The organism is Streptomyces sp. NPDC088387, from assembly GCF_044753385.1.
Classification (GTDB): Bacteria; Actinomycetota; Actinomycetes; order Streptomycetales; family Streptomycetaceae; genus Streptomyces.
Genome location: NZ_JBIVNC010000012.1, coordinates 135,284 through 157,739, shown reverse-complemented (window position 1 = coordinate 157,739; position 22,456 = coordinate 135,284). Strand labels below are relative to the sequence as shown.

Below are 22,456 nucleotides of genomic sequence, written 5' to 3'. Positions count from 1 at the left end.
ATGAAACGATCTCTACGACGGCTGCCCGCACCCCTGTTGTGCCTGGTCCTGGCGTTGGCGCTGATGTCGGCCCTGCCCTCCTGGGCGGCCCGCGCCATGGCACCGGCCCGCGGTCCGGGCGACCCGGCGGTCCCTGCGGTCCCGGTGCTCGGCAGCGTCTGGCCCGTCGGGGAGCGGCCTCGCGTGCTCCGGGGCTGGGACCCGCCCCTGACGCCGTACGGCAGGGGACACCGCGGCGTCGACCTGGCGGCGGCCCCCGGTGAACCGGTCCGGTCGGTGGCCGCGGGACGGGTCCTCTACGCGGGCCGGGTCGCCGGCAAGGGCGTCGTCTCCGTGGCACTGACCGGCACCGGCGAACCGCCCCTGCGCACCACCTACGAGCCGGTGCGGGCGTCGGTGCGCAAGGGCGACGAGGTCGGCGCGGGCGCGGTCCTGGGCGTCGTCGAGTCCGGCGGCCCCTCACACTGCGCGGTCGGGACGGGAGGGACGGGAACATGCGTGCACTGGGGTCTGCGCCGGGCCGGCGCTTACCTCAACCCCTTGTCGCTGCTTCCCGCGCACCTGCTGAGGCGAGCGCCGTCGCGCCTCCTGCCGGTGTACGGCGTACCGCTCCCCCGCGCCGCCCGCGCCGCCCGGGTCGCCCGTGCCGCCCGGGTCGTGCACGCCGTGGGCGGACGGGCCTTCGCGGACACGGCCCGGGGCCTCAGCCCGCGACCCCCCGCAACGCCATCCCCACGGCCGCCTCGGTGATCGCGCCCGGTTCCTCCGCCGCTCCCAGTTCGATCCTGCGGACCGCCGCGTCCACCACACCCTGGAGCAGCATCGCCGCGAGCCGGGGCTCCGCGTGGCCCATCGCGGTCAGGGCCTCGCCGATCATCGCCACCAGTCCGCCGTGCGCGGCCCGGATCTTCTCCCGGGCGCCGGCGTCCAACTCGCTCGCGGAGATGGCGACCACGGCCCGGTGGCGCCGGTCGCCCACCAGCTCCAGCTGCTTGCGGACGTACGCCTCGACCTTCGCCTCGGCCCCGTCCGCCGCGGCCATCGCCGACTCGACCTCCGCCGCCCAGACGGGGAAGTCGACCTCGCACAGCTCCTCGACCACGGCCGCCCGCGACCGGAAGTACTCGTACACCGAGGAGCGCGCGAGGCCCGTGCGCTCGGCGAGGGCCGGGAAGGTCAGCGCCTCCGTACCGCCCTCGGACAGCAGGGAGCGGGCCGCGTCCAGCAGGGCGGCTCGCTGCATCGACCGGTGCTCGGCCACGGAGGCCGCTCGAATCCTTGGCACGTCAACCACTTTACGGACGGACCCCGCGGTTGGGCAGTGACACAGCTCGCCCGGAATGCGGCGGGGGCATCCGCCGGGACCTCGGGCCCCGTGCGGCTCAGCGGCCGAATCCGGCCAGTTTCGCCCGCAACTGGAGGACCGACTTGGTGTGGATCTGGCTGACCCGGCTCTCCGTGACCCCGAGGACGTTGCCGATCTCGGCCAGCGTCAGACCCTCGTAGTAGTAGAGCATCACCACGGTCTTCTCCCGCTCGGGCAGGGTGTTGATCGCCCGCGCCAGGAACCGCCGCAGCTCCCGGTCCTCGGCCACCTCCACGGGGTTGTCCGCGGCGGTGTCCTCCAGGGTGTCCATCAGGCTCAGCCGGTCGCCGCCGCTCTCGCCCCCGACGTGCAGCAACTCCTCCAGCGCCACCACGTTGGCCAGCGACAACTGGCTGAACACCGCATGCAGTTCGTCCACCGCGATACCCAGCTCGCCGGCCACCTCCGACTCGCTCGGCGTGCGCCGCAGCCGCGCCTCCAGCGTCGCGTACGCCCGCTCCACGTTCCGCGCCTTCTGCCGCACCGAGCGCGGGATCCAGTCCAGGGCCCGCAGCTCGTCGATCATCGCGCCCCGGATGCGGGTGATCGCGTACGTCTCGAACTTGATCTCCCGGTCGATGTCGAACTTCTCGATCGCGTCGATCAGCCCGAACACCCCCGACGACACGAAGTCCGCCTGCTCGACATTGGGCGGCAGACCGACGCTCACCCGGCCCGCCACGTACTTCACCAGCGGCGAGTAGTGCAGGATCAGCTGCTCCCGCAGCCGCTCGTCCCCCGTCGCCTTGTACGAGCGCCAGAGTTCGTCGAGCGTCGAGGGAGCGGGCGGCCGCATGCTGCCACCGTCACGGGCGGCTGGGGGGATCGCCGCCCGGTCGGACCCGGAGGTGTGCTGGGGCATTCGTCGCCTTGTGCCGTTCTGCCGTGAAGTGTGCGGTGGGTGCGGGTGCGGTGCGGAGTGTGGTGCGGGGTTCCTGCGGGATTCCTGGGGGTGTCGTGCGTCTGGCGGGGCACCGGCCTGGACCGGATCCTCGTGAGCGTAGCGTGATCGGACAGTCGCAGTGCGCGAAGGTGGGCCGCCGGACCGGGCCGGGGGCCGGTCCGGCGGGCATCCCCGAGGGTCACCTCGATGGCTCTGCGTGATCGCATCTTCGGGTCAACTGCGCTGTTTCCCGCAGGATTTACACATTCCCCCGGACGGCCGAACACACTCGGTCAGCACCCGCTCGGACCGCCGCGGACCGAGATCATCGCCTGGCGTGTCAACTTCCAGCCGTCGCCGTGTCGTTCGACGTAACCAAGTGCTCTGAGTTCGTACAGTCTCGCGATCGTGTCGTCCTCGGTGGTCTGGGCGCCGCGCGCGATCTCGGCGGCCGGGGCGGACCGGCGCGCGGGCAGCGCCGCGAGGACCCGCCGGGCGGCCGGCTCCAGCAGGTCGCGCGGCAGCACCGGTCCCCGCCGGTCCGGGGCCAGCTCGCCCATACCGCCGACCAGTTCGACGACCTCGGCGGCATCGGTGACCAGGACGGCGTCCGCGCGGAGCAGTTCGTGCACCCCAGCCGAGAGCGCGCTGGTCGCCGGGCCGGGCACCCCTATCGTGTGACGGCCCAACCGCTGCGCGGCGCGGGCCGTCACCAGCGAACCGCTGCGGTACGCGGCCTCGACGACCACCGTGCCCCGGGTGAGCGCGGCGATCACCCGGTTCCGCAGGATGAACCTGCTCGGTGTCGGATGATCACCCGGCGGCAACTCCCCGACCACCAGCCCCTGTTGGGCGATCCTGGAGATCAACTCGGTGTGCCCGCGCGGATAGGGGCGGTCGACACCGCAGGCCAGTACGGCGACCGTGGCCCCGCCCGCGCCGAGGGCGCCCCGGTGGGCGGCGCCGTCGACCCCGTAGGCGCCGCCGGAGACGACGACCCAGCCGCGTTCGGCGAGGCCGGCGGCGAGGGTCGCGGCCATGTGGGCGCCGTAGGCGGTGCAGGCCCGCGCGCCCACGACCGCGACGGATCTGAGCGCCCACATCCGCAGGCTGGGGCGCCCGCGCACCCACAGTCCCAGTGGCCTGGCGTCGCCGAGGTCGTCCAGCTGCCCCGGCCACTCGCCCGTCCCCGGGCACACGAACCGCACCCCGGCGTCCCGGGCCACCGCGAGGTCCCGGGCCGGCTCGGCCTGCGCGGCGCGGGCCCGCAGCCCACCCCAGCGCTTGCCGCTCACACCCGGCAGCACGGCCCCCTCGCCCCGCAGCCGCCGGGCGACCTCCCGCACCCCGAACTCCCGCACCCACCGCCCCCCGACCTCGTCCCCGGGCTCAATGACCCGAGTAAGAAGAACCCGATCGAGAAGGTCACGGTCCGACGACTCGGCCCCCGTACCGGGGTAGGGATCGCCTATACCGGCCCGGAGATCGCCAAGGGCCCAGGTGCCACGGCCCGACGAATCCCCACCGCCGACAGCCCGCGGGACGCCACCAGCAGGCGGGCCACCGCCCACGTCAGTCCGCGTGACGCCACCGGCCGACGAACCGCCACCCCCATCAGTGGACGCGGCACCATCAGCCGACGAACCGCCACCCCCATCAGCCCGCGGGGCGCCACCAACAACCGGGCCGTCATCGGCCCGACCCTCGCCGGCATCAGAGGGTGGGGCTCCGCCCGAGCCACCGCCAACCGCGCCCCCCGGACCCTCGTCCGACCCCTCACCGGGACCGTCGTCCACCCCTCCCCCGCCCCTCACGTCAGTGCCCCCAGTGCCATGGGCGCGCCGCGCGGGACGCCGGTGCGGAGCTGTAGGGCGACGGCGACGTCCGTTGTGGTGGGGCGGGCGTGGCCGACCAGGTCCGCGACGGTCCAGGCGACCCGCAGCACCCGGTCGATGCCCCGCGCGGTCAGCGCACCCCGCTCCAGATGGCGCTCCGCCTCGTTCATCGCGCCGCTCTCGGGGTGCCAGCGGGTGCGCAGCTCCCGTCCCGGCACCTCGCTGTTGGTGAGCCAGGGTGTGCCGGCCAGCCGGGCCGCGGCCCGTTCGCGTGCCGCGCGGACCCGGTCGGCGACTGTGGCCGAGGACTCGCCGCGTGCGGCGAAGTCGGACAGCTCCGCGCGGGTGACGCGGTCGACCTCGACGCGCAGGTCGACCCGGTCGAGCAGGGGCCCGGAGAGCCGTGCCTGGTAGCGGCGGATCGCGGACGGCGTGCAGTCGCACAACTCGTCCGTCCGCGAGAACCGCCCGCACGGGCACGGGTTGGCGGCCAGCACCATCAGGAACCGGGCGGGGAACCGCACCACACCCGCGCTGCGCGCGATCACCACGTGTCCGGCCTCCAGCGGCTGCCGCAGCGCGTCGAGCGCCCGCCCGCTGAACTCCGGCGCCTCGTCCAGAAAGAGCACACCCCGGTGCGAGAGCGACACGGCACCGGGCCGGGCGACCCCGGGGCCACCGCCGACGAGCGCCTGCATGGTGGCCGAGTGGTGCGGGGCGCAGTAGGGAGCAGCGTCGATCAGCGGCTTGCCCGCGGGCAGCAGTCCCGCCACCGAGTGCACGGCCGTGACCTCCAGCGACTCCTCCCGCTGGAGCGGCGGCAGGATCGCCGGCAGCCGCTCCGCGAGCATCGTCTTGCCGGCGCCCGGCGGACCTTCGAGGAACAGGTGGTGGCGGCCGGCCGCGGAGACCTCCACCGCCGTACGCGCCGCCATCTGGCCCACCACGTCGGACAGGTCGTGCCCCACGTCGTGGAGTGCGGCGCCGAGGCTGTGCATGCCGGTGGCGGAGCCGGTGCCCGGCACGCGCAGTCCGGCGAGCATCGGGTCGGGACGGCCCACCTCGTCGGGCTGCTCGTCGGGCACGGGACCGTCCGTGAGCACGGCGATCAGCTGCCGCAGGCTGCGCACCCCGAGGACGGAGACGCCGGGCACGAGGGAGGCCTCCGCGGCGGCGCACTCGGGGACCACGACCTGTTCGTAGCCCGCGTCGGCGGCGGCCAGGACGGCCGGCAGGATGCCCCGTACCGGCCGGACACGGCCGTCGAGGCCGACCTCGCCGATCATCACGATGTCGGCCAGCACCCGGGGGTCGATCACCTCGGCGGCGCCCAGCACCGCGCAGGCGACGGCCAGGTCGAAGCCGGAACCGCCCTTGGGTACGGACGCCGGGCTGAGCCCGACGGTGAGTTTCTTCTGCGGCCAGGCGGCCCCGGAGTTCACCACCGCCGCCCGGACCCGGTCCCGGCTCTCGGTCAGGCTCTTGTCGGGCAGCCCCACCAGGGTGAACGCGGCGACGCCCGGTTCGAGGTCGGCCTGGACCTCGACGACCACACCCTCGACACCGACGAGGGCCACGGAGCACGTACGCGCGAAGCCCATCTCAGGCCACCCCCCGCGCGTGCTCGACCACGGCCGCGCCCCGGTCGGGCAGCACCACACCGATCAGGTCGATCCGGACCCCGCCGGGCGGCGCTCCCCCGTGCTCCTGGGTCCAGCGCTCGGCGAGGCTCCGCAGCCGCTCCGCCTTGACCGGCGTCACCGCGGCCATCGGATGCTCGAAGGATCCCGCCCTGCGGGTCTTGACCTCGCAGACGACCAGGACGTCTCCGTCCCGTGCCACGATGTCGATCTCTCCGGTCCTGCCACAGCGCCAGTTGCGCTCCAGGACCGTCATACCGGTCTCGGCCAGCCGTCGGGCGGCCAGCTCCTCGCCGTACCTGCCGAGTGCGTCTCGTGCGTTCATGTCGGCACCTCCTCAGGCGCCAACCGTCACGCATCCACCACCAAGAAGTGGATCTTGGTTGGTTACTCACCGGTTGTGGAAAACCCCGTCACCCGTCCAGGTGAGACCCGGGCTCGCTTCAGCCGCCCGGCAGCTCCAGATCGCTCTTGTTCAGCTCCTCGATGTTCACGTCCTTGAACGTGAGCACCCGGACCTGCTTCACAAAGCGAGCCGGCCGGTACATGTCCCACACCCAGGCATCCGCCATGGACACCTCGAAGAACACCTCACCCTGGACCGAGTGCACCTGCATCTCGTAGTCATTGGTCAGGTAGAAACGCCGCTCGGTCTCGATCACGTATTTGAACAGACCGACGACATCGCGGTACTCCCGGTAGAGCTTCAGCTCCATCTCGGTCTCGTACTTCTCGAGGTCCTCGGCGCTCATGGCATGTTCCCCTTCAGCCGTGCGATCCCACCATTGTGCGCCAGTCCCACGAGCCTCTAGACGATTTCCGTGTCAAGGATCTCGGGCCTGGGCGGGGGACCTTCGTCGAGCAGTCTGCGCAGCAGCTCGGCGAGTCTGGTCGGATACACCGTCTCATGTGTCCGGGTCAGTTCCCGACACGTCCACCACCTGGCTCCGACGACGCTGCGCCGCTCCAGCTCGGTGAGCGCGAGGGCCCCGGTCGTGGTCTGTGCCGTGCGTGCCAGGTAGTACCACTCGTCCTGGTCCCACCTCCGTCCGGCGAACGGGAAGGAGCATCTGCGGCGCCACAGCGCCGGCCCCAGCTCGACCCGTGTGATCCCGGTCTCCTCGGCGAGCTCCCGCAGCGCGGCCTGCTCGCGGCTCTCGTCACCCTCGACGCCCCCGCCCGGTGTGAACCACCAGTCGTCGGCGGGATCGTCCGGCTCATGGCCGTGCAGCAGCAGAATCCGGTCCTGCGGGTCGAGCAGCACCACGCGGGCGACCTTGCGCAGCCCTCCCCGGTAGGTGTCCTCGGCGGCCGGTTCAGCCGACACCGGCCGGCTCCGTCCCGCGCCGCGCGGCCCGCGCGCCCGCCCGCTTGGCCAGCGGCCCGTAGGCGGCGCCACCGAGGATCAGCACGACCCCGGCGACGATCAGTGCCACGACCGTACGCAACGGGCCCGGGTCGGACAGGGTGCCGAGCGCCTCGAAACCGGTGGGGCGTTCCAGCATGCCGTCCATGGGCCACACCACGGCGTCCACGCGCGCGTCGACGGCGCCGAGCGCGACCGTGCCGCTCGCGGCGTCGGCGAGGTGGGCCGTGGAGTCCAGGGAGCCCTGCCGCTCGTCGCCGAGCAGGAAGATCCGTCCGTCGGGCACGGTGACGGTCGGGAAGTCCGACGCCTCCGCGGACTCGCCCTCGGGCAGATACGGCTCGTCGATCTCCTTGCCGTTGACCGTGAGCCTGCCGTCCGTGCAGCAGGCGACGGTGTCTCCGCCGACGGCCACGACACGCTTGACGACGGGCGAGTCGGCCCAGGTGGTGTCCTTGAAGACGACGACGTCACCGCGGCGTACGTCCGCGCCGTCGACCCGCTCCGCCAGCACCCGGTCGCCCACGCCGATGGTCGGCGACATCGAGGAGGTGGGCACGGTGTACGGCCGGTAGACCACCGCTCCCCAGGCGAATCCGCCGAGGAACAGCACCAGGCCGAGCCCCACGGCCAGCCCGGAGAGTATCTGCCCGGTCCGGCCACCCGCCGCTCCGGTGCCCGCGGCGCCGGCCGGGGCCGTACGTGTTGTGCTCTCGCCACCCATGGATCCGCACCCTACCCGGCGGTACCAGACCCGGTCAGCCCTTCCGGGGCCGCCGGGAGTCAAGGCTCCACAAGGACTTCACGAGCGCGTACGACGCCCCGGGCCCCCGTCCGACGGCACGGCCGCCCGGCCCCGTACGAGACCCGGCCCGCGCATCACGCCCGTACACCGGCACACGACGCGGCCCGGACCCCCGTAGGACGACGGGGACCCGGGCCGGGTGGGTGTGCGGCCCCGCGCGCGGGGGGCCGGGTTTGTCAGGGGCGGTCAGTGGGCGTCACGCCCGCGCCCCGCGTACCGGCGGTGGTGAGCCGGCGGCGGCGCCACAGCACGATCGGGGCGGCTCCGGCGAGGGCCAGCGCGTTCGGCGCGTTGACCAGGCCCGCGGCCGCGTTCGACTGGTCGCCGAGACCGGGCTGGTCGAAGGTGTCCGGCACGGGCAGCGTGCCCCAGCGGTTGATCGGCCACGCCTTGACGACGGCCCGCCCGACGACCTCGTCCACCGGGACCATGCCGTGGTTCTTGTCGGCGGTGTTGTAGCGGGAGTCCCGCGAGTTCTGCCGGTGGTCGCCCATGACCCAGATGAAGCCCTTGGGGACCTTGACCGTGAACTGGCCGCCCTGGTCGTCCTGGCTGCACGGGGTGTTGCCCGGGTAGACGTACGGCTCGTTGAGCGCCTGGCCGTTGACCATCAGCGGGCCGGTGCCCTCGCACGAGACGGTGTCGCCGCCGACGCCGACGACCCGCTTGATGAGGTCCTTCTCCTCCGCGGACGGCATCAGGCCGATCCAGCTGAGGAAGGTCTGAAGGGCGTTGGGGTCGGCGGCCGGCTCGCCCGCCAGCCAGTTGTCCGGGTCGTGGAAGACGACGACCTCGCCGCGCTCCGGCTCGGAACCGAACCACGGGGTGAGCTTGTCGACCAGCACCCGGTCACCCTGCTGAAGGGTGTTCTGCATCGAGTCGGACGGGATCGAGAAGGCCTGCACGAGGAACGTCTTGATCAGCAGCGCCAGGACCAGCGCGATACCGATCAGGATCGGCAGCTCCTTCCAGAAGGAGCGGGGCTTCTTCGGCGCCGGCGCGCTGTCGCCCGGCTCCCCGTCACCGGCCGTCGGACCGGAGGGGCCCGACGGGCCCGTGGGACCGGGCGATTCCGGGGTCACGCCGTCCTCACTCCGGGAACTCCCGGAGGTCACGGCGTCGTCGGCCTGGGCGTCCGCTTCCACGGGGCGCTCGTGGTGCTCCTCGCCGTCGTGTCCGGATCGTGCGCCAACCGCCACATCCCCCACGCCAACTCCTCACTCTGTGCCGCCGCCTGCCCCATGCGCGGCGCAGGCCCACCACTCCCATAACGAGCGGGAGTTCCGCAGGGGTCGGGAGCTGGATCATTGCGTTCGGACCGATAGCGCGATCCAGTGGGTACGGATCGCCGGGGGCAACCCTATGCGACAGCGGGGGAGCCGCGGTCGCCCCGGGCGTTGAGTCGGTCAAGGAAGCGTATGTTTTCGGTTCGTCCAGCGACGTCCAGTGGTTGAAGGGCCACGCGATGACCATGGCCCGCCCGACGACCTCCTCCTCGGAGACCGTGCCACCGTCCTGGTCCTGGTGGGCGCGCGAGTCGGCGGAGTTGGAGCGGTGGTCGCCCATCACCCACAACCGGCCCTGGGGGACGGTGATGTCGAATGGGGTTTCGGAGGGTGGGTTCCCGGGATAGAGGTAGTCGCTCTCGGTCAGCGGTACGCCGTTGACGGTCACCCGGCCCTGGGAGTCGCAGCACTTGACGCGGTCGCCGCCGACACCGACGACCCGCTTGATGAGGTCCTTCTCGTTCTCCGAGGGCAGCAGGCCGATGAAGGTCAGCACCTCCTTGACCTGCTTGACGACGACGGGGTCGTCCTTCTGCTGCGTGGGCTGTTCGTCCTGGAGCCAGCCGCCGGGGTCCTTGAAGACGACAACGTCGCCGCGCTGCGGCTTGGAGCCGAACCAGGGGGTGAACTTGTCGACCAGGACCCGGTCGCCGATCTGGATCGTCTGCTCCATGGAGCCCGACGGAATCACGAAGGCCTGGACCAGGAACGTCTTCAGGACCAGGGCTATGAGGACGGCCACACCGGCGAGGAGCGGTATCTCCTTGATGGCCGAACGCCGTCTGCGCCGCTTGACCTTGCGTTGCAGTTTGCGTCGCTCCGCGCGGGAGCGGCCGTCGGCCGCGACGAACGCGCGCCGGCTGCCGGTGGGCAGCAGGTTCTCGGCGGCGCTGCTGGAGACTCCGCGCGGCCGTCCGCGGTTACCCATGGGCACCGTCCGGGGCGGGCACGCGCGCGTAGGCGTCGGGGCGTTGCAGATGGCTCCAGTGGCCGGCGGGCCAGACGATCCAGTCGGCGCGGCCGACGACGGCGTCTACGGGGATCATGCCGCCGCCGGGTGAGCCCAGATGGTCGCGGGAGTCGCTGGAGTCGGCGCGGTGGTCGCCGAGGACGAACAGGGTGCCGTCGGGCACGACGACGTCGAACGGCACCGTGGACGGGCCGTCGCCGGGGTGCAGGAACTCCGACTCGTCGACCGACCGGCCGTTCACCTGGACCCTCCCGTCCTTGTCGCAGCAGACCACGCGGTCTCCCCCTACGCCCACGACGCGCTTGATGTAGTCGGCGTCCCCGAAGTAGCCGGTGCCGTCGAACACCACGACGTCGCCCCGCTCCGGCCCGGAACCAAAACGGTACGCCAACTTATTTACGAGAACGCGGTCCCCGATCCTCAATCCGGGTTCCATGGATCCGCTGGGAATCTCGAACGGCCGTACCACGAAGGCGTTCAGGAGCAGCAGGAACACCAGGCAGACCAGCGCGGTCAGGGTGATCCGGCCGCCGGGCAGCCACTCGGAGATCCACGACACCAACGAGAAACGCGACCGGTCCTCCGGTCCCTCGGTCTCCGGGGTGTTCCCGGCTTCGGAGGGGCTGGAGGAGCGGTCGCGCTCCGTCTGCCGTGCTTCGGTGTCCATCGGGGCCAGATGCTATCCGGCCCCGCCATGAACGCCCGCGCGAGATCAGTTCTCGCGCTTCTCCTTGATCTTCGCGGCCTTGCCGCGCAGGTCGCGCAGGTAGTACAGCTTCGCGCGGCGGACGTCACCACGGGTGACGAGCTCGATCTTCTCCACGATCGGGGTGTGCACCGGGAAGGTGCGCTCGACGCCGACGGAGAAGGAGACCTTGCGGACCGTGAAGGTCTCGCGCACACCGGAACCCTGGCGGCGGATCACGACGCCCTTGAACTGCTGCACACGGGAGCGGTTGCCCTCGATGACGCGGACGTGCACGTTGACCGTGTCGCCCGGACGGAAGGCGGGAACGTCGGTCCGCAGCGACGCGGAGTCGACGGTGTCGAGCAGGTGAGACATTTCGTCTGCTTTCCTCGCTGATGCCACAGGTCATCAACGGCATCTAGGTGTTCGGTATGAGTGCTGTGCCGGTCGAGGCGGGCGTCGTGTCCCCCTGTGGCAGGGGCGCACGCCGGACGGGCGCACAACAGCCGCCTATTCTTCCACGTCGTCGGTCCTGCGCCAAAATCGGCCGTACCGCTCGCCCTCCGGGTCCGGTGACCAGCCGAGGATGGAGAGCATCTCGCGGTCCTTCTTGTCGAAGGCCTTGGGCTCGCAGCGCTCGATCAGGTCGGGCCGGTGGAGTGTCGTACGCCGCAGCGCCTCGTCGCGGCGCCAGCGGGCGATCTTCCCGTGGTGCCCGCTGAGCAGCACGTCGGGAATGTCACGTCCGCGCCACTCCGGCGGCTTGGTGTAGACGGGCCCCTCCAGGAGGTTGGCCATGGCGCCGGGCGCGAAGGAGTCGTCGCGGTGGGACTCGGCGTTGCCGAGGACGCCGGGCAGCAGCCGGGCGACGGCCTCGGTGATGACGAGTACGGCCGCCTCGCCGCCGGCGAGCACGTAGTCGCCGATGGACACCTCGTGGACCGGCATCCGGGTCGCGTACTCGTCGACGACCCGCCGGTCGATGCCCTCGTAGCGGGCCGGTGTGAAGATCAGCCAGGGCTGCTCGGAGAGTTCGACGGCCAGTTCCTGGGTGAAGGGGCGGCCGCTGGGCGTCGGCACGACGAGGGCCGGCGCGCGCGAGCCGCTCTCGTAGCCGTCGGCGAGGACGGTGTCGAGGGCCTCGCCCCAGGGGTCGGTCTTCATCACCATGCCGGGGCCGCCGCCGTAGGGCGTGTCGTCGACGGTGTTGTGGCGGTCGTAGGTCCAGCCGCGCAGGTCGTGCACCTGGACGTTGAGCCGGCCCCGCGCGCGTGCCTTGCCGACCAGGGAGACGTTCAGCGGGTCGAGGTACTCGGGGAAGATCGTGACGACGTCGAGGCGCATCACGACTCGCCCCCGCCGGAACCGTCCCCGTCGGACTCGTCCCGGCTGGAGGCGATCTCCGCGCGGTCGTCGATCAGGCCGGGCGGAGGCGTGATGACCGCCTTCTGCTCCTCCAGGTCGATCTCCGCGACGATCTCCTCGACGAACGGGATCAGGACCTCGCTGCCGTCGGGCCGCTCCACGATGAACAGGTCCTGCGAGGGCAGGTGCGAGATCTCGGTGATCCGGCCGACCTCGACGCCGTCCCTGGTGACGACGTCCAGGTCCATCAGCTGGTGGTCGTAGTACTCGTCCTCGCCGTCGGGCAGCTCTTCCGGGTCGATCTCGGCGATCAGCAGGGTGTTGCGCAGCGCCTCGGCGCCGCTGCGGTCCCGTACGCCCGCGAAGCGCAGCAGGAGACGGCCGCTGTGCACCCGGCCGGTCTCGATGGTGAGCGGGCCGGTGGCGGCCGGGTCGGTGGCCAGGACAGCACCGGGGGCGAGCCGGAGCTCCGGTTCGTCGGTACGTACCTCCACGGTGACCTCGCCCTTGATGCCGTGGGCGCGGCCGATCCGTGCGACTACGAGCTGCACTTTCCTGGATCTCCTGTCACGTTCCTTGACCCGCTGTCGTACGACGACGGGCCGGGGACGGCCCGATGGCCCTCCCCGGCCCGAGCCGGTGCTGCGTAAGACGTCAGCCGCGCGGAACGCGGCGGTCCGACGTCAGCGGACGTGGTCCACGTCGACGAGGTCGACACGGACACCACGGCCGCCGATGGCGCCGACGACGGTGCGCAGAGCGCGTGCGGTGCGGCCGTTGCGGCCGATCACCTTGCCGAGGTCGTCCGGGTGGACCCGGACCTCGAGCACACGTCCGCGGCGCAGGTTGCGCGAGGCGACCTGCACGTCGTCGGGGTTGTCGACGATGCCCTTCACGAGGTGCTCGAGAGCCTCCTCAAGCATGCTCAGGCCTCGGTCGGCTCAGACGAAGAAGACGCAGCGGCGGCCTCGTCCTTCTTCTCCGACTTCTTCTTCTGGGTGATCGCCTCGCCCTTGCCGTCTTCGTCGCCGCCGAGAGCCTCGAACGACGGACGGGTGGACTTGGGCTCCGCGACGAGCAGCGGAGCCGGGGCGGGCTCGCCCTTGAACTTCTGCCAGTCGCCGGTCTTCTTGAGGATGGCGAGCACGGGCTCGGTCGGCTGCGCGCCGACACCCAGCCAGTAGGCCACGCGATCGGCGTCGACCTCCATCACCGACGGGTTGTACGTCGGGTGGTACTTGCCGATCTCCTCGATGGCCCGGCCGTCACGGCGGGTACGGGAGTCGGCGACGACGATGCGGTAGTGAGGCGAACGGATCTTGCCCAGACGCTTCAGCTTGATCTTGACTGCCACGGGAGTGGGTTCTCCTGGTTTTGACGTGGTTGGGCACGGCGAGACTGCCGCGTGGGGTTGCGGTACCCGAGTGCCCGATGGACGCGTCAGCCGGAGGCGAGAGGGTTCCTGTGCGGCTGTCGAGTACAGCCACCCATTGTGCCACACCCAACGCACCCCCCTCCCCGAGGTCCACCGGGAGGCACCGCTACCCCCTGCGCCGGACACGGGCAACCCCGGGGAACAACTCAGTGCCGGGCACAGGCAACCCCGATAAGGGGCGCGGGGAACTGCGCGACAAGCCACAGCCCACCCGCACCCGAAAACACCCCGGACGTCCCCCGGCCCCCACCGAAGAACCGCCGGAGGCATCCGGCATCCACGAGATGCCGGACGCTCAGCCCGCTACGCCCGCGCCCACCACCTCAGGAATCCGGAACGGCTTCCCGCAGCCGCCGCAGACGATCGGCGCCTGCGCCAGGACAGACGGAACGACACGGACGTTGCGTCCGCAGTCGCAGACCGCCTTGACCCGTACGCCACCCCCGGAGGACCCGTGCCGGGCCGCCGGGCCTCTGAAGGACCGGGTGGTGTCGGAGGCGGTCGCGACGGTGTGTGCCTTGAGGGCGCGCTGGAGCCGCTCGATGGTCGAGCGGTACCGACGCTTGGCCTCGGGGTTGAGCGTGACCAGCGAGAAGCCGCTGCTGGGGTGCGGCTCCTCGGGGTGGTCCAGGCCCAGCTCCTCGGCGATCGCGAGGAATCTGCGGTTGTGGTACCGGCCGGCGCGGGAGGTGTCGCGGATTCCGCGGGCGGCTGCGATGCCGTGGACTGCCTCGTGAAGCAGTCGCTCGAAGGAGAGTGTGTGCCCGCAGGCGGACGACGACTCTCCGATCAGGGACTCGGGCGCGGCTAGATCTGGCAGCTCGGGGTGGTACCGCTGAATGTCGGCCCACGCCTGTGCCAGCTCTGCGGCGAGAACAGGTGGTGTCGTGCTCACGTAATGACAACGAGCCGGGGTCCCGCTGTGTTCCTATTCCGGGGCATCCCAAATAATTTGCACGTACCCGTCAGTTGCCGCTGATGCGTCGCGACGAGGGCGGGTGCGCTGATCTGCGGAGAAGCCTCGCAGTCCATACCAAGCTGGTGCGTAGTCCGCACTACGATCCCGCGCGTAGGCGGGGTAAGCCCGCCGGGGGGCTGCGGTCGGCGGATGCGCAAGGGGCGTTTCGGCCGCCTGTTCGCTCCGCCCGGCACTACGGCGTCGGGGCGCGCGACGACGCAGACGTTACCGCCCTCGCCATCGGTGCAAGACACCGCCCCGCCCCCCGTCCGCCGGACACCCGGCGGCCCGCCCGCGCGGCCGGTCACGGCGTCGCCGACCTTGGCCGGAACGGCTTCCCGGGCTTCGACGCCGAAGAGCGCCGACCGGTTCCGCCTCCGCTTGGGGGGCTCCGCGACAGGCTGTCGCCGTCGGCGCCGCGTTCCGGCCAATCGCCGCGCGGGCGACGTCGTACGGGGTCCCAGGTTGCCGGGATGTGAAATCTCGCCAAGTGGCCGGGCTGGGGGCAAGCGGGCCCCCCAGACCCCTGGACGCGGTCGCGAGCCCGGAGTTTCCTGGCATACGGGGGGAGTGCGAGCGCACGGCACGGGGGCCACGCAATCCGGCACAGCGGAAACTCTCTGCGAAATGGGGCGCATTACATGACACCTACGCTCGTGCGGCAGCACCCGGCTCACGCGGGACCTGCGTTCCGCGCGGACCTCGGTGCACGCGCGCGTGACTGGTCGGAGATCCAGGAGCGGATGCTGGTGCCGCTCTACGAGGCCGTCTACGAGCGACTGGAAGTGGGTTCGGCCACGCGGCTGCTCGGCCTCGGCTGCGGCAGCGGGCTGGCCCTGGTGATGGCGGCCGCCAGAGGCGCCTCGGTCACCGGTGTCGAACCGTCCTCCGCCGAGCGCCTGGCTCTCGCGCGGGAGCGGCTCGTGCCGCAGCCGTGGGGCGCACGCGCGCGTGCGCACGCCCGGCTCGTGGCGGGCGGGCCCGAGGACGCCCACGACTCCGGGACATCTCCGTACAACCTGGTGACCGCCTTCGAGCCGGTCGGCGCCCTCGCGGGTGACGGCGAGCGGCTCGGCGCGTCCCTCCGCGCGGCGGCGCCACTGGCCGCGCGCGGGACGCCGGTCGTGCTGGCCGGCTGGGGACCGCCGGAGCGGTGTGCCACCTCGTCGGTGCTGCGGGTGGCCGAGAAACTGGCCGATCCGCTGCGGGGCCCGGCGAGTTGGCGCGCCGCGCGGCGTGACGACCTGGAGGAGGTCGCCGCGCGGGCGGGACTCGAACCGGACGGCTCCGGCCGGGTCGCGTGTCCCTTCGGGTACGCCGGCCTGGACAGCGCCCTGCGCGGTCTGCTGTCCACCGGCCTGTTCGACGCGGCGATCACGGCGACGGACCAGGCTCAGGTCGACAAGGAGCTGACGGAGGCGCTGCACCCGTACCGGCGGCACGACGGGACGGTGTGGATGCCGAACGTGTTCCGGTATCTCGTCGCGCGCGTGCGCTAGTTCGCGCCGGAGGCGACGGGCGCCCTCCGGCCTGAGCCGCCGGACAGGCGCTAGTCGTCCGTCTCCTTCGTCAGCCGGGTGACGCCGGCGATCCGGTACGCGTCCGGCTCCTCCAGCGTCTCGTGTTCCAGGAGCGCTGCGGCGAGTTCGTCCAGCTGGCCGCGGTGGTCGCGCAGTTTGCGGCACGCCTCCTCGTAGCACTCGTCGACGATGCGGCGCATCTCGCTGTCGATCGCGTCGAGGGTCTGGGGCGCGGCGGCGAGTCCGTAGGCCTGCTGGGCGTCGTTCGGGAGGGCGGAGAGACGGCCGACCTCGGGGCTCATGCCCCAGCGGGCGACCATGCCGCGCGCGATGCCGGTGACCTGTTCCAGGTCGTTCTCCGAGCCGGTGGTGACGACTCCGTAGACGACGTGTTCGGCGGCCATGCCGCCGAGTGCGCCGATGATCCGGCCGCGCAGATACTCCTCGGTGTACGCGTACTTGTCCGATTCCGGCGTCGAGAGGGTGACGCCGAGTGCGCGTCCGCGCGGGACGATGGTGATCTTGCGGACGGGGTCGGCGCCGGGCTGGAGCATGCCGAGGAGCGCGTGTCCGCTCTCGTGGTAGGCGGTGCGCCGGCGTTCCTCCTCGGGCATCACCAGGGGGCGTTCCGCGCCGAGCTGGACCTTCTCCAGGGCTTCGGAGAGGTTGGCCTGGGTCACCTTGTCCTGGCCGCGTTTGACGGCGAGCAGGGCGGCCTCGTTGGCGAGGTTGGCCAGTTCGGCGCCGGTCATGCCGGGGGTCGTCCGGGCGAGCTGGGCGAGGTTCACGTCCGGGTCGAGCGGGATCTGCCTGGTGTGGATCTCCAGGATGGCCCTGCGGCCGCCGCGGTCGGGCGGGGAGACCGTGACGACGCGGTCGAAGCGGCCGGGGCGGGTGAGGGCGGAGTCCAGGACGTCCGCGCGGTTGGTCGCGGCGATCACGACCACCCCCTCGGAGCCGGAGAAGCCGTCCATCTCGGTGAGGATCTGGTTCAGGGTCTGCTCGCGCTCGTCGTGGCCGCCCATGCCGGCCCCGGCGCCGCGGGCCCGCCCGATGGTGTCGATCTCGTCGATGAAGATGATCGAAGGGGCGACCTTGCGGGCCTCGGCGAAGAGCTCCCGCACGCGGGAGGCGCCGACACCCACGATCATCTCGATGAACTCCGAGGCGGACGCGGAGAAGAAGGGCACCCCCGCCTCGCCGGCGACCGCCCGCGCGAGGAGGGTCTTGCCGGTGCCGGGCGGGCCGGAGAGCAGCACACCGCGCGGCATCTTGGCGCCCATCCGGCGATAGGCGTCCGGGTTCTTCAGGAAGTCGACGACGTCGTTGAGCTCACCTTCGACCTCGTCGATTCCGGCCACGTCCTCGAACGTGGTGCGCTTCTCCCCCGGCTCCAGCGCGAACGGCTTGGGCGGCTCCTTGCGGCCGAACACGCCACCCGCTCCGCCGAGCCCCTGTGACATCCGCCGCGCAATGAAGATCCACAGGACCACGAGCAGCAGCATCGGGGCCAGCGAGATCAGCAGGTTGGACAGGAAGCTGCGCTGCTGGACGACGGGTTCCGCCGTGACGGTGACGTTGTTCTTGGTGAGCTGCTCCCAGAGCCGGTCGTCGGCGAACTCCGGGCGCTGGGTCTTGAACTTCGTGTACTTGCCGTCGCCGTCCGGGTTGTCCTGGGCCTTCTTCAGCTGGCCCTGGATCGCGTCACCCGTCGAGTAGATCTTGCTGACGTTGCCGTCGCCGACCTGCTTGCTGAACGCGGTGTAGGAGATCGTCGGCTCGTCACCGTCGTTGAAGAACGACAGCACCAGGTTGGCGATCAGATACACGACCAGCGCGGTGAGGATCAGACCCCACCAGCCGCCGCGCATCCGTCGCCCACCGGGTGACGGCGAGGACGGCTCCTTCTCGGGAGCGCCCTCGGTTCGCCAGGGCTGGTCGGGCGACTTGCGCGGCGGCGCGGCATTGCTCATATCGGGACGTTACGACAGGAAAGCCGCACGGGCATGCGTACGGCACCCGCGGGCGCCGGACCCGTCAGTCCATGAACTTCTTGAACTCGTCCGGCAGCTCGAAGTCCTGGGGAGCCTGCTGCCCCGGCACCCCGAAGGCGTTGCCCCCCTGGGCGGCGGCCTCGCGGCGGGCCGCCTCGTCCAGCTCCTGCTGCTTGCGCTTCATCGGGTTGCCCGAGCGCTGCTTGCCCTTGGCCTGCTTCTGCTTCTTCTTCTGCCGGCCGGGGCCGCCACCCATGCCGGGCATCCCCGGCATGCCGGGCATACCTCCGCCCTGGGCCATGCGGCTCATCATCTTGCGGGCCTCGAAGAACCGCTCCACCAGGTTCTTCACCGCGCTGACCTCGACGCCGGAACCCTTGGCGATACGGGCGCGGCGCGAGCCGTTGATGATCGTCGGTTCCTGGCGCTCGCCCGGTGTCATCGACTTGATGATGGCGGCGGTGCGGTCGACGTCCCGCTCGTCGAGGTTCTGGATCTGGTCCTTGATCTGGCCCATGCCGGGCAGCATGCCGAGCAGCTTGGAGATGCTGCCCATCTTCCGGACCTGCTCCATCTGGGCCAGGAAGTCGTCCAGGGTGAAGTCCTGGCCCTTCTTGGACGCCAGCTTGGAGGCCATCTTCTCGGCCTCTTCCTGACTGAACGTCTTCTCCGCCTGCTCGATCAGGGTGAGCAGGTCACCCATGTCGAGGATGCGGGAGGCCATCCGGTCGGGGTGGAAGGCGTCGAAGTCCTCGAGCTTCTCGCCGTTCGAGGCGAACATGATCGGCTTGCCGGTGATCTGCCGGATCGACAGGGCCGCGCCACCGCGGGCGTCGCCGTCGAGCTTGGAGAGCACCACACCGTCGAAGCCGACGCCGTCGCGGAAGGACTCGGCGGTGTTGACCGCGTCCTGGCCGATCATCGCGTCGACGACGAAGAGGATCTCGTCCGGGGAGACGGCGTCGCGGATGTCCGCGGCCTGCTGCATCATCTCCTGGTCGATGCCGAGCCGGCCGGCGGTGTCGACGATCACGATGTCGTGGACCCGGGACTTCGCGAAGTCGATGGAGTCCTTGGCGACCTTGACCGGGTCACCGACGCCGTTGCCCGGCTCGGGGGCGAAGACCGCGACACCGGCGCGCTCCGCGACCACGCTCAGCTGGTTCACGGCGTTGGGGCGCTGGAGGTCGGCGGCGACCAGCAGCGGCGAGTGGCCCTGCTCCTTCAGCCACCGGCCGAGCTTGCCGGCGAGCGTGGTCTTACCGGCACCCTGGAGACCGGCCAGCATGATCACGGTCGGCGGCTGCTTGGCGAACCGCAGCCGCCGGGTCTCGCCACCGAGGATCTGGACCAGTTCGTCGTTGACGATCTTCAGAACCTGCTGGGCGGGGTTCAGCGCCTTGGAGACGTCCGCCCCGAGCGCGCGCTCCTTGACGTTCTTGATGAAGCTGCGCACGACGGGCAGCGCCACGTCCGCTTCGAGGAGGGCGATGCGGATCTCGCGCGCGGTGGCGTCGATGTCCGCTTCGGAGAGCCGTCCCTTGCCGCGCAGGTTCTTGAAAGTCGCTGAGAGGCGATCGGAGAGAGTATCGAACACGGCGGCGTCGGTCCTCGGGGTCGGGGGCAGTCTGAGCGTCTTCCAGGGTATCCGGCCGCGCAAGCCTTCGTCCCCGCCCGGCACCTCCGGCGACGGGGACTCCGCGCACGCGCCTTACGGCACGCACGCGCGCACACCGCGGAGGCGGGCACACGTCACCCGCCGCGCGGCACGCAGGCACACGCTCGTCGCGTACACCCGGCCCGCCCACCCGCACGGCGCATACACGGCGAACGCGCACGCACGCGCGCGATGCCTCACGCGCGTCACGCCTCCACCGTCACACCCGCAGCGTCTCCTCCAGTTTGCGGGCCACCGCCGTCGCCTCCCCGGCCGGCAGCGGGGCGTCGTCGCGGTCGGTGACGTAGAAGGCGTCCACGGCGTTCGCGCCGAGCGTGCTGACGTGTGCGCTGCGCATCCGCACCCCCGCGTCCTCCAGGGCCCGTCCGATGCGGAACAGCAGCCCGGGGGCGTCCTGCGCGCGGACCTCGATGACGGTGGCGTGCCGGGACGCCGTCGGGGGCACGGTCACGCGCGGCGGCGGCGCCACCACGCCTCTGCGGCGCGGATAAGCGGCGTCCCGCTCGGCGAGCCGGCCCGCGATGTCGAGGGTGCCGTCCAGCGCGCGTACCAGATCGGCGCGGAGCCGGGCGGCCTGCGGCAGGGAGCCGTACTCGGCGGCGACCCGCCAGTCGAGCAGCAGCACCGCCCCCTCGACACCGTCGGGCAGTTCCAGGGCGCGCAGTTCGGCGGTGCGCACGGTGAGCCGGTGCATCGCGAGCACCCCGGCCACGGCGGGCAGCACACCCGGCTGGTCGGGTACGGCGATCAGCAGCTCGACGCCGAGCGGCTCGGGCTCGGCGTCCGGTTCCGGTTCCTCGGCGGGCGGCGCGGTCTGCGCGCGCAGCGCCAGGACGGGTCCGGAGGTGCGGAAGGCCTCCAGGGCGAGCCGTTCCTGCTCGGCGGTGGGCGCCGCGTCCACCGGGGCGTCGGGCGCGTCCCCCGCGAGCACGGCCGAGACCCTGCCGACCAGTTCGGTGACCAGCGAGGCGCGCCACGACGACCAGGCGGCCGGGCCGGTGGCCAGCGCGTCGGCCTCGGTGAGCGCGTGCAGCAGCTCCAGCGTGCTCTGCGAGCCGACGGCCTCGGCGACCGCGCGCACGGTGGCCGGGTCCTCCAGGTCGCGTCGGGTCGCGGTCTCGACGAGCAGCAGGTGATGCCGGACGAGGGTGGCGACGACGGCGACGTCCGCGCGGTCGAAGCCGATCCGGGCGGCCACGTCGCGGGCGATGATCTCGCCGGCCACCGAGTGGTCGCCGGGCCAGCCCTTGCCGATGTCGTGCAGCAGGGCGGAGACCAGCAGCAGGTCGGGGCGGCTGACGCGGCGGGTGAACTCGGAGGCGCGCACGGCGGTCTCGATGAGGTGCCGGTCGACGGTCCAGATGTGTACGGCGTTGCGCTGCGGCCGGCAGCGCACCCGCTCCCAGTCCGGGAGCAGCCGGGTGATCAGCCCCTCGGCCTCCAGCGCCTCCCAGACGTCGACGGTCGGATGGCCGGAGCCGAGCAGCGTGACGAGTTGTTCGCGCGCCTCGGCGGGCCACGGGGTGGGCAGGGGGCGTGCGGTGCTCGCCATGCGCCGTACGGCGTGCAGGGAGAGCGGCAGTCCGGCCTGTGCGGCGGCGGCCGCGGCGCGCAGCGGGAGGACGGGGTCGCGTTCGGGTCGGGCGGCGCGGGCGAGCACCACCTCGCCGTCCTGCTCCACCACGCCCTCGGCCAGCGGGGAGCGTTCGACGGGCGGTTTCGCGCCACCGCCGCCCAGCAGGGCGCGCAGTCTGGGCCGTACCGCGCGCGAGCGCAGGACGCGCCCCACTTCGCGCCAGGTCACGTCACTGGCGTAGGAGATGACCCGCGCGGCCTCGTAGACCTGGCGCAGCAGGGTGTCGGCGTCGAGCAGGCCGAGTTCGGCGGCGACCTGGTCCTGCTCCTGGAGGGCGAGCCGGTCGGTGGCGCGTCCGGTGGCCAGGTGCAGTGCGTCGCGTACGTCGAGCAGCCGGCGCCGGGCGTCGTCGAGCCCTTCGCGCGGGGCGTCGGCCAGCCAGGACGCGGCGACGGCCCGCAGCGCGGTGGCGTCCCGGAGTCCGCCGCGCGCCTCCTTGAGGTCCGGTTCCAGGAGGTACTGCAACTCGCCCTGGCGCTCCGCGCGTTCGGCGCACAGCTCCTGGAGTTCGGGCAGCCGCTTGGGGGCCTGGTTGCGCCAGTCGGCGAGCACGGTGGTCCGCAGGGCCGCGGTCAGCCCCAGGTCGCCGGCGAGGTGACGTGCGTCGAGGAGGCCGAGTTGGACCTTCAGATCCTCGCCCGCGGTCTTGCGGGCCTCGGCCGGTGTCCGCACGGAGTGGTCGAGGGCGATGCCGAGGTCCCAGACGGGGTACCAGAGCCGGTCGGCGAGCGCGGCGACGGCGGACGGGTCGGCGCCGTCGTGCAACAGCAGCAGATCGAGGTCGCTGCGCGGGGAGAGCTCCCCCCGGCCGTATCCCCCGACGGCGACCAGGGAGACCCCGCGCAGGGTGCCGGCGCCCGCGTCGAACAGGCCGGCCAGCCAGTCGTCCGTCAGTTCGGCGAGGGCGGAACGGCGCGGCGGCCCGGACCGCGCCCCCTCACCGAGGAGGCGCAGCCGGGCCGCCGCGTAGCCGCTGGGTCCCGAGTCCTCTGCTTCGTGCTGTACGTCCGTACTCGTCACCCAGCGACTCC

22 protein-coding genes are annotated in these 22,456 nt (G+C 72.0%); 2 read left to right on the top strand and 20 right to left on the bottom strand.

Features of this window, described 5'->3' with window-relative positions:
* Entirely contained in the window at window positions 1-750 is a 750-nt protein-coding gene (locus ACIQAC_RS29295) for a murein hydrolase activator EnvC family protein (protein ID WP_402195996.1), read from the top strand.
* On the opposite strand, the gene ACIQAC_RS29290 is transcribed toward ACIQAC_RS29295, so the two are convergent.
* The 17 genes from ACIQAC_RS29290 to ACIQAC_RS29210 form a co-directional block, all read right to left on the bottom strand.
* Window positions 704-1,261 (bottom strand): TetR/AcrR family transcriptional regulator, encoded by a 558-nt coding sequence (locus ACIQAC_RS29290; RefSeq protein WP_402196233.1) that lies wholly within the window; start codon window positions 1,259-1,261, stop codon window positions 704-706. The genes ACIQAC_RS29295 and ACIQAC_RS29290 overlap by 47 nt on opposite strands.
* A gap of 121 nt (window positions 1,262-1,382) precedes the next feature.
* Window positions 1,383-2,228 carry an RNA polymerase sigma factor WhiG gene (whiG, locus tag ACIQAC_RS29285; protein ID WP_402195993.1) on the bottom strand — a complete coding sequence of 282 codons (846 nt, stop codon included), beginning with the start codon at window positions 2,226-2,228 and terminating at the stop codon, window positions 1,383-1,385.
* A gap of 314 nt (window positions 2,229-2,542) precedes the next feature.
* The gene (dprA, locus tag ACIQAC_RS29280) at window positions 2,543-3,721 is read right to left on the bottom strand and encodes a DNA-processing protein DprA (protein WP_402196231.1); all 1,179 of its coding nucleotides are present in this window, start codon (window positions 3,719-3,721) and stop codon (window positions 2,543-2,545) included.
* Between the two features lie 338 nt (window positions 3,722-4,059).
* Window positions 4,060-5,685, bottom strand: a complete 1,626-nt coding sequence (locus tag ACIQAC_RS29275; protein WP_402195990.1) for a YifB family Mg chelatase-like AAA ATPase — start codon at window positions 5,683-5,685, stop codon at window positions 4,060-4,062.
* 1 nt (window position 5,686) lies between these two features.
* Entirely contained in the window at window positions 5,687-6,049 is a 363-nt protein-coding gene (locus tag ACIQAC_RS29270; RefSeq protein ID WP_402195987.1) for a YraN family protein, read from the bottom strand.
* A gap of 118 nt (window positions 6,050-6,167) precedes the next feature.
* Window positions 6,168-6,476, bottom strand: coding sequence for a DUF2469 domain-containing protein (locus tag ACIQAC_RS29265; protein WP_003965949.1), 309 nt, complete (start codon window positions 6,474-6,476; stop codon window positions 6,168-6,170).
* Window positions 6,477-6,532: 56 nt separating this feature from the next.
* A complete protein-coding gene (locus ACIQAC_RS29260) occupies window positions 6,533-7,051 on the bottom strand; it encodes an NUDIX hydrolase (protein WP_402195985.1) in 519 nt (172 codons plus the stop codon).
* Entirely contained in the window at window positions 7,041-7,814 is a 774-nt protein-coding gene (gene lepB / locus ACIQAC_RS29255; RefSeq protein WP_402195983.1) for a signal peptidase I, read from the bottom strand. The genes ACIQAC_RS29260 and lepB (ACIQAC_RS29255) overlap by 11 nt, the downstream gene beginning before the upstream one ends.
* A gap of 257 nt (window positions 7,815-8,071) precedes the next feature.
* On the bottom strand, window positions 8,072-9,103 hold the full coding sequence (gene lepB / locus ACIQAC_RS29250; RefSeq protein ID WP_402195982.1) for a signal peptidase I: 1,032 nt from the start codon (window positions 9,101-9,103) through the stop codon (window positions 8,072-8,074).
* Complete coding sequence (gene lepB / locus ACIQAC_RS29245; RefSeq protein WP_402195980.1) at window positions 8,985-10,109, bottom strand: signal peptidase I; 1,125 nt, start codon at window positions 10,107-10,109, stop codon at window positions 8,985-8,987. The genes lepB (ACIQAC_RS29250) and lepB (ACIQAC_RS29245) overlap by 119 nt, the downstream gene beginning before the upstream one ends.
* Window positions 10,102-10,818 carry a signal peptidase I gene (gene lepB / locus ACIQAC_RS29240; RefSeq protein WP_402195978.1) on the bottom strand — a complete coding sequence of 239 codons (717 nt, stop codon included), beginning with the start codon at window positions 10,816-10,818 and terminating at the stop codon, window positions 10,102-10,104. Before lepB (ACIQAC_RS29240) ends, lepB (ACIQAC_RS29245) begins: the two co-directional genes overlap by 8 nt.
* Before the next feature lie 45 nt (window positions 10,819-10,863).
* A complete protein-coding gene (gene rplS, locus ACIQAC_RS29235; protein WP_402195975.1) occupies window positions 10,864-11,214 on the bottom strand; it encodes a 50S ribosomal protein L19 in 351 nt (116 codons plus the stop codon).
* A gap of 135 nt (window positions 11,215-11,349) precedes the next feature.
* On the bottom strand, window positions 11,350-12,183 hold the full coding sequence (gene trmD, locus ACIQAC_RS29230) for a tRNA (guanosine(37)-N1)-methyltransferase TrmD (RefSeq protein WP_402196230.1): 834 nt from the start codon (window positions 12,181-12,183) through the stop codon (window positions 11,350-11,352).
* The gene (rimM, locus tag ACIQAC_RS29225) at window positions 12,183-12,755 is read right to left on the bottom strand and encodes a ribosome maturation factor RimM (RefSeq protein WP_402195973.1); all 573 of its coding nucleotides are present in this window, start codon (window positions 12,753-12,755) and stop codon (window positions 12,183-12,185) included. The genes trmD and rimM overlap by 1 nt, the downstream gene beginning before the upstream one ends.
* A 132-nt stretch (window positions 12,756-12,887) precedes the next feature.
* Window positions 12,888-13,127: an RNA-binding protein gene (locus ACIQAC_RS29220; protein ID WP_003973401.1), complete on the bottom strand. Its 240-nt coding sequence runs from the start codon at window positions 13,125-13,127 to the stop codon at window positions 12,888-12,890.
* A 2-nt stretch (window positions 13,128-13,129) separates the two neighbouring features.
* Window positions 13,130-13,558, bottom strand: a complete 429-nt coding sequence (rpsP, locus tag ACIQAC_RS29215) for a 30S ribosomal protein S16 (protein WP_402195971.1) — start codon at window positions 13,556-13,558, stop codon at window positions 13,130-13,132.
* 376 nt (window positions 13,559-13,934) lie between these two features.
* Window positions 13,935-14,534, bottom strand: a complete 600-nt coding sequence (locus ACIQAC_RS29210; RefSeq protein ID WP_402195968.1) for a hypothetical protein — start codon at window positions 14,532-14,534, stop codon at window positions 13,935-13,937.
* A 704-nt stretch (window positions 14,535-15,238) separates the two neighbouring features.
* Between ACIQAC_RS29210 and ACIQAC_RS29205 the strand changes: the two genes are divergently transcribed.
* Window positions 15,239-16,096 (top strand): SAM-dependent methyltransferase, encoded by an 858-nt coding sequence (locus ACIQAC_RS29205; RefSeq protein WP_402195965.1) that lies wholly within the window; start codon window positions 15,239-15,241, stop codon window positions 16,094-16,096.
* 50 nt (window positions 16,097-16,146) lie between these two features.
* Here ACIQAC_RS29205 and ftsH read toward each other — a convergent pair whose 3' ends face one another.
* The 3 genes from ftsH to ACIQAC_RS29190 form a co-directional block, all read right to left on the bottom strand.
* A complete protein-coding gene (gene ftsH / locus ACIQAC_RS29200) occupies window positions 16,147-18,090 on the bottom strand; it encodes an ATP-dependent zinc metalloprotease FtsH (RefSeq protein WP_402195963.1) in 1,944 nt (647 codons plus the stop codon).
* Between the two features lie 64 nt (window positions 18,091-18,154).
* The gene (ffh, locus tag ACIQAC_RS29195) at window positions 18,155-19,708 is read right to left on the bottom strand and encodes a signal recognition particle protein (protein ID WP_402195960.1); all 1,554 of its coding nucleotides are present in this window, start codon (window positions 19,706-19,708) and stop codon (window positions 18,155-18,157) included.
* Between the two features lie 280 nt (window positions 19,709-19,988).
* Window positions 19,989-22,445 carry a [protein-PII] uridylyltransferase gene (locus ACIQAC_RS29190; protein WP_402195958.1) on the bottom strand — a complete coding sequence of 819 codons (2,457 nt, stop codon included), beginning with the start codon at window positions 22,443-22,445 and terminating at the stop codon, window positions 19,989-19,991.
* Window positions 22,446-22,456: the final 11 nt, after the last annotated feature.

Coding starts and splice junctions, on each gene's coding strand:
- ACIQAC_RS29295 (WP_402195996.1), top strand. CDS start 1: ATGAAACGATCTCTACGACGGCTGCCCGCACCCCTGTTGTGCCTGGTC.
- whiG (WP_402195993.1), bottom strand. CDS start 2,228: ATGCCCCAGCACACCTCCGGGTCCGACCGGGCGGCGATCCCCCCAGCC.
- ACIQAC_RS29275 (WP_402195990.1), bottom strand. CDS start 5,685: ATGGGCTTCGCGCGTACGTGCTCCGTGGCCCTCGTCGGTGTCGAGGGT.
- ACIQAC_RS29270 (WP_402195987.1), bottom strand. CDS start 6,049: ATGAACGCACGAGACGCACTCGGCAGGTACGGCGAGGAGCTGGCCGCC.
- ACIQAC_RS29265 (WP_003965949.1), bottom strand. CDS start 6,476: ATGAGCGCCGAGGACCTCGAGAAGTACGAGACCGAGATGGAGCTGAAG.
- lepB (WP_402195983.1), bottom strand. CDS start 7,814: ATGGGTGGCGAGAGCACAACACGTACGGCCCCGGCCGGCGCCGCGGGC.
- lepB (WP_402195980.1), bottom strand. CDS start 10,109: ATGGGTAACCGCGGACGGCCGCGCGGAGTCTCCAGCAGCGCCGCCGAG.
- lepB (WP_402195978.1), bottom strand. CDS start 10,818: ATGGACACCGAAGCACGGCAGACGGAGCGCGACCGCTCCTCCAGCCCC.
- rplS (WP_402195975.1), bottom strand. CDS start 11,214: ATGTCTCACCTGCTCGACACCGTCGACTCCGCGTCGCTGCGGACCGAC.
- trmD (WP_402196230.1), bottom strand. CDS start 12,183: ATGCGCCTCGACGTCGTCACGATCTTCCCCGAGTACCTCGACCCGCTG.
- ACIQAC_RS29220 (WP_003973401.1), bottom strand. CDS start 13,127: ATGCTTGAGGAGGCTCTCGAGCACCTCGTGAAGGGCATCGTCGACAAC.
- ACIQAC_RS29205 (WP_402195965.1), top strand. CDS start 15,239: ATGACACCTACGCTCGTGCGGCAGCACCCGGCTCACGCGGGACCTGCG.
- ftsH (WP_402195963.1), bottom strand. CDS start 18,090: ATGAGCAATGCCGCGCCGCCGCGCAAGTCGCCCGACCAGCCCTGGCGA.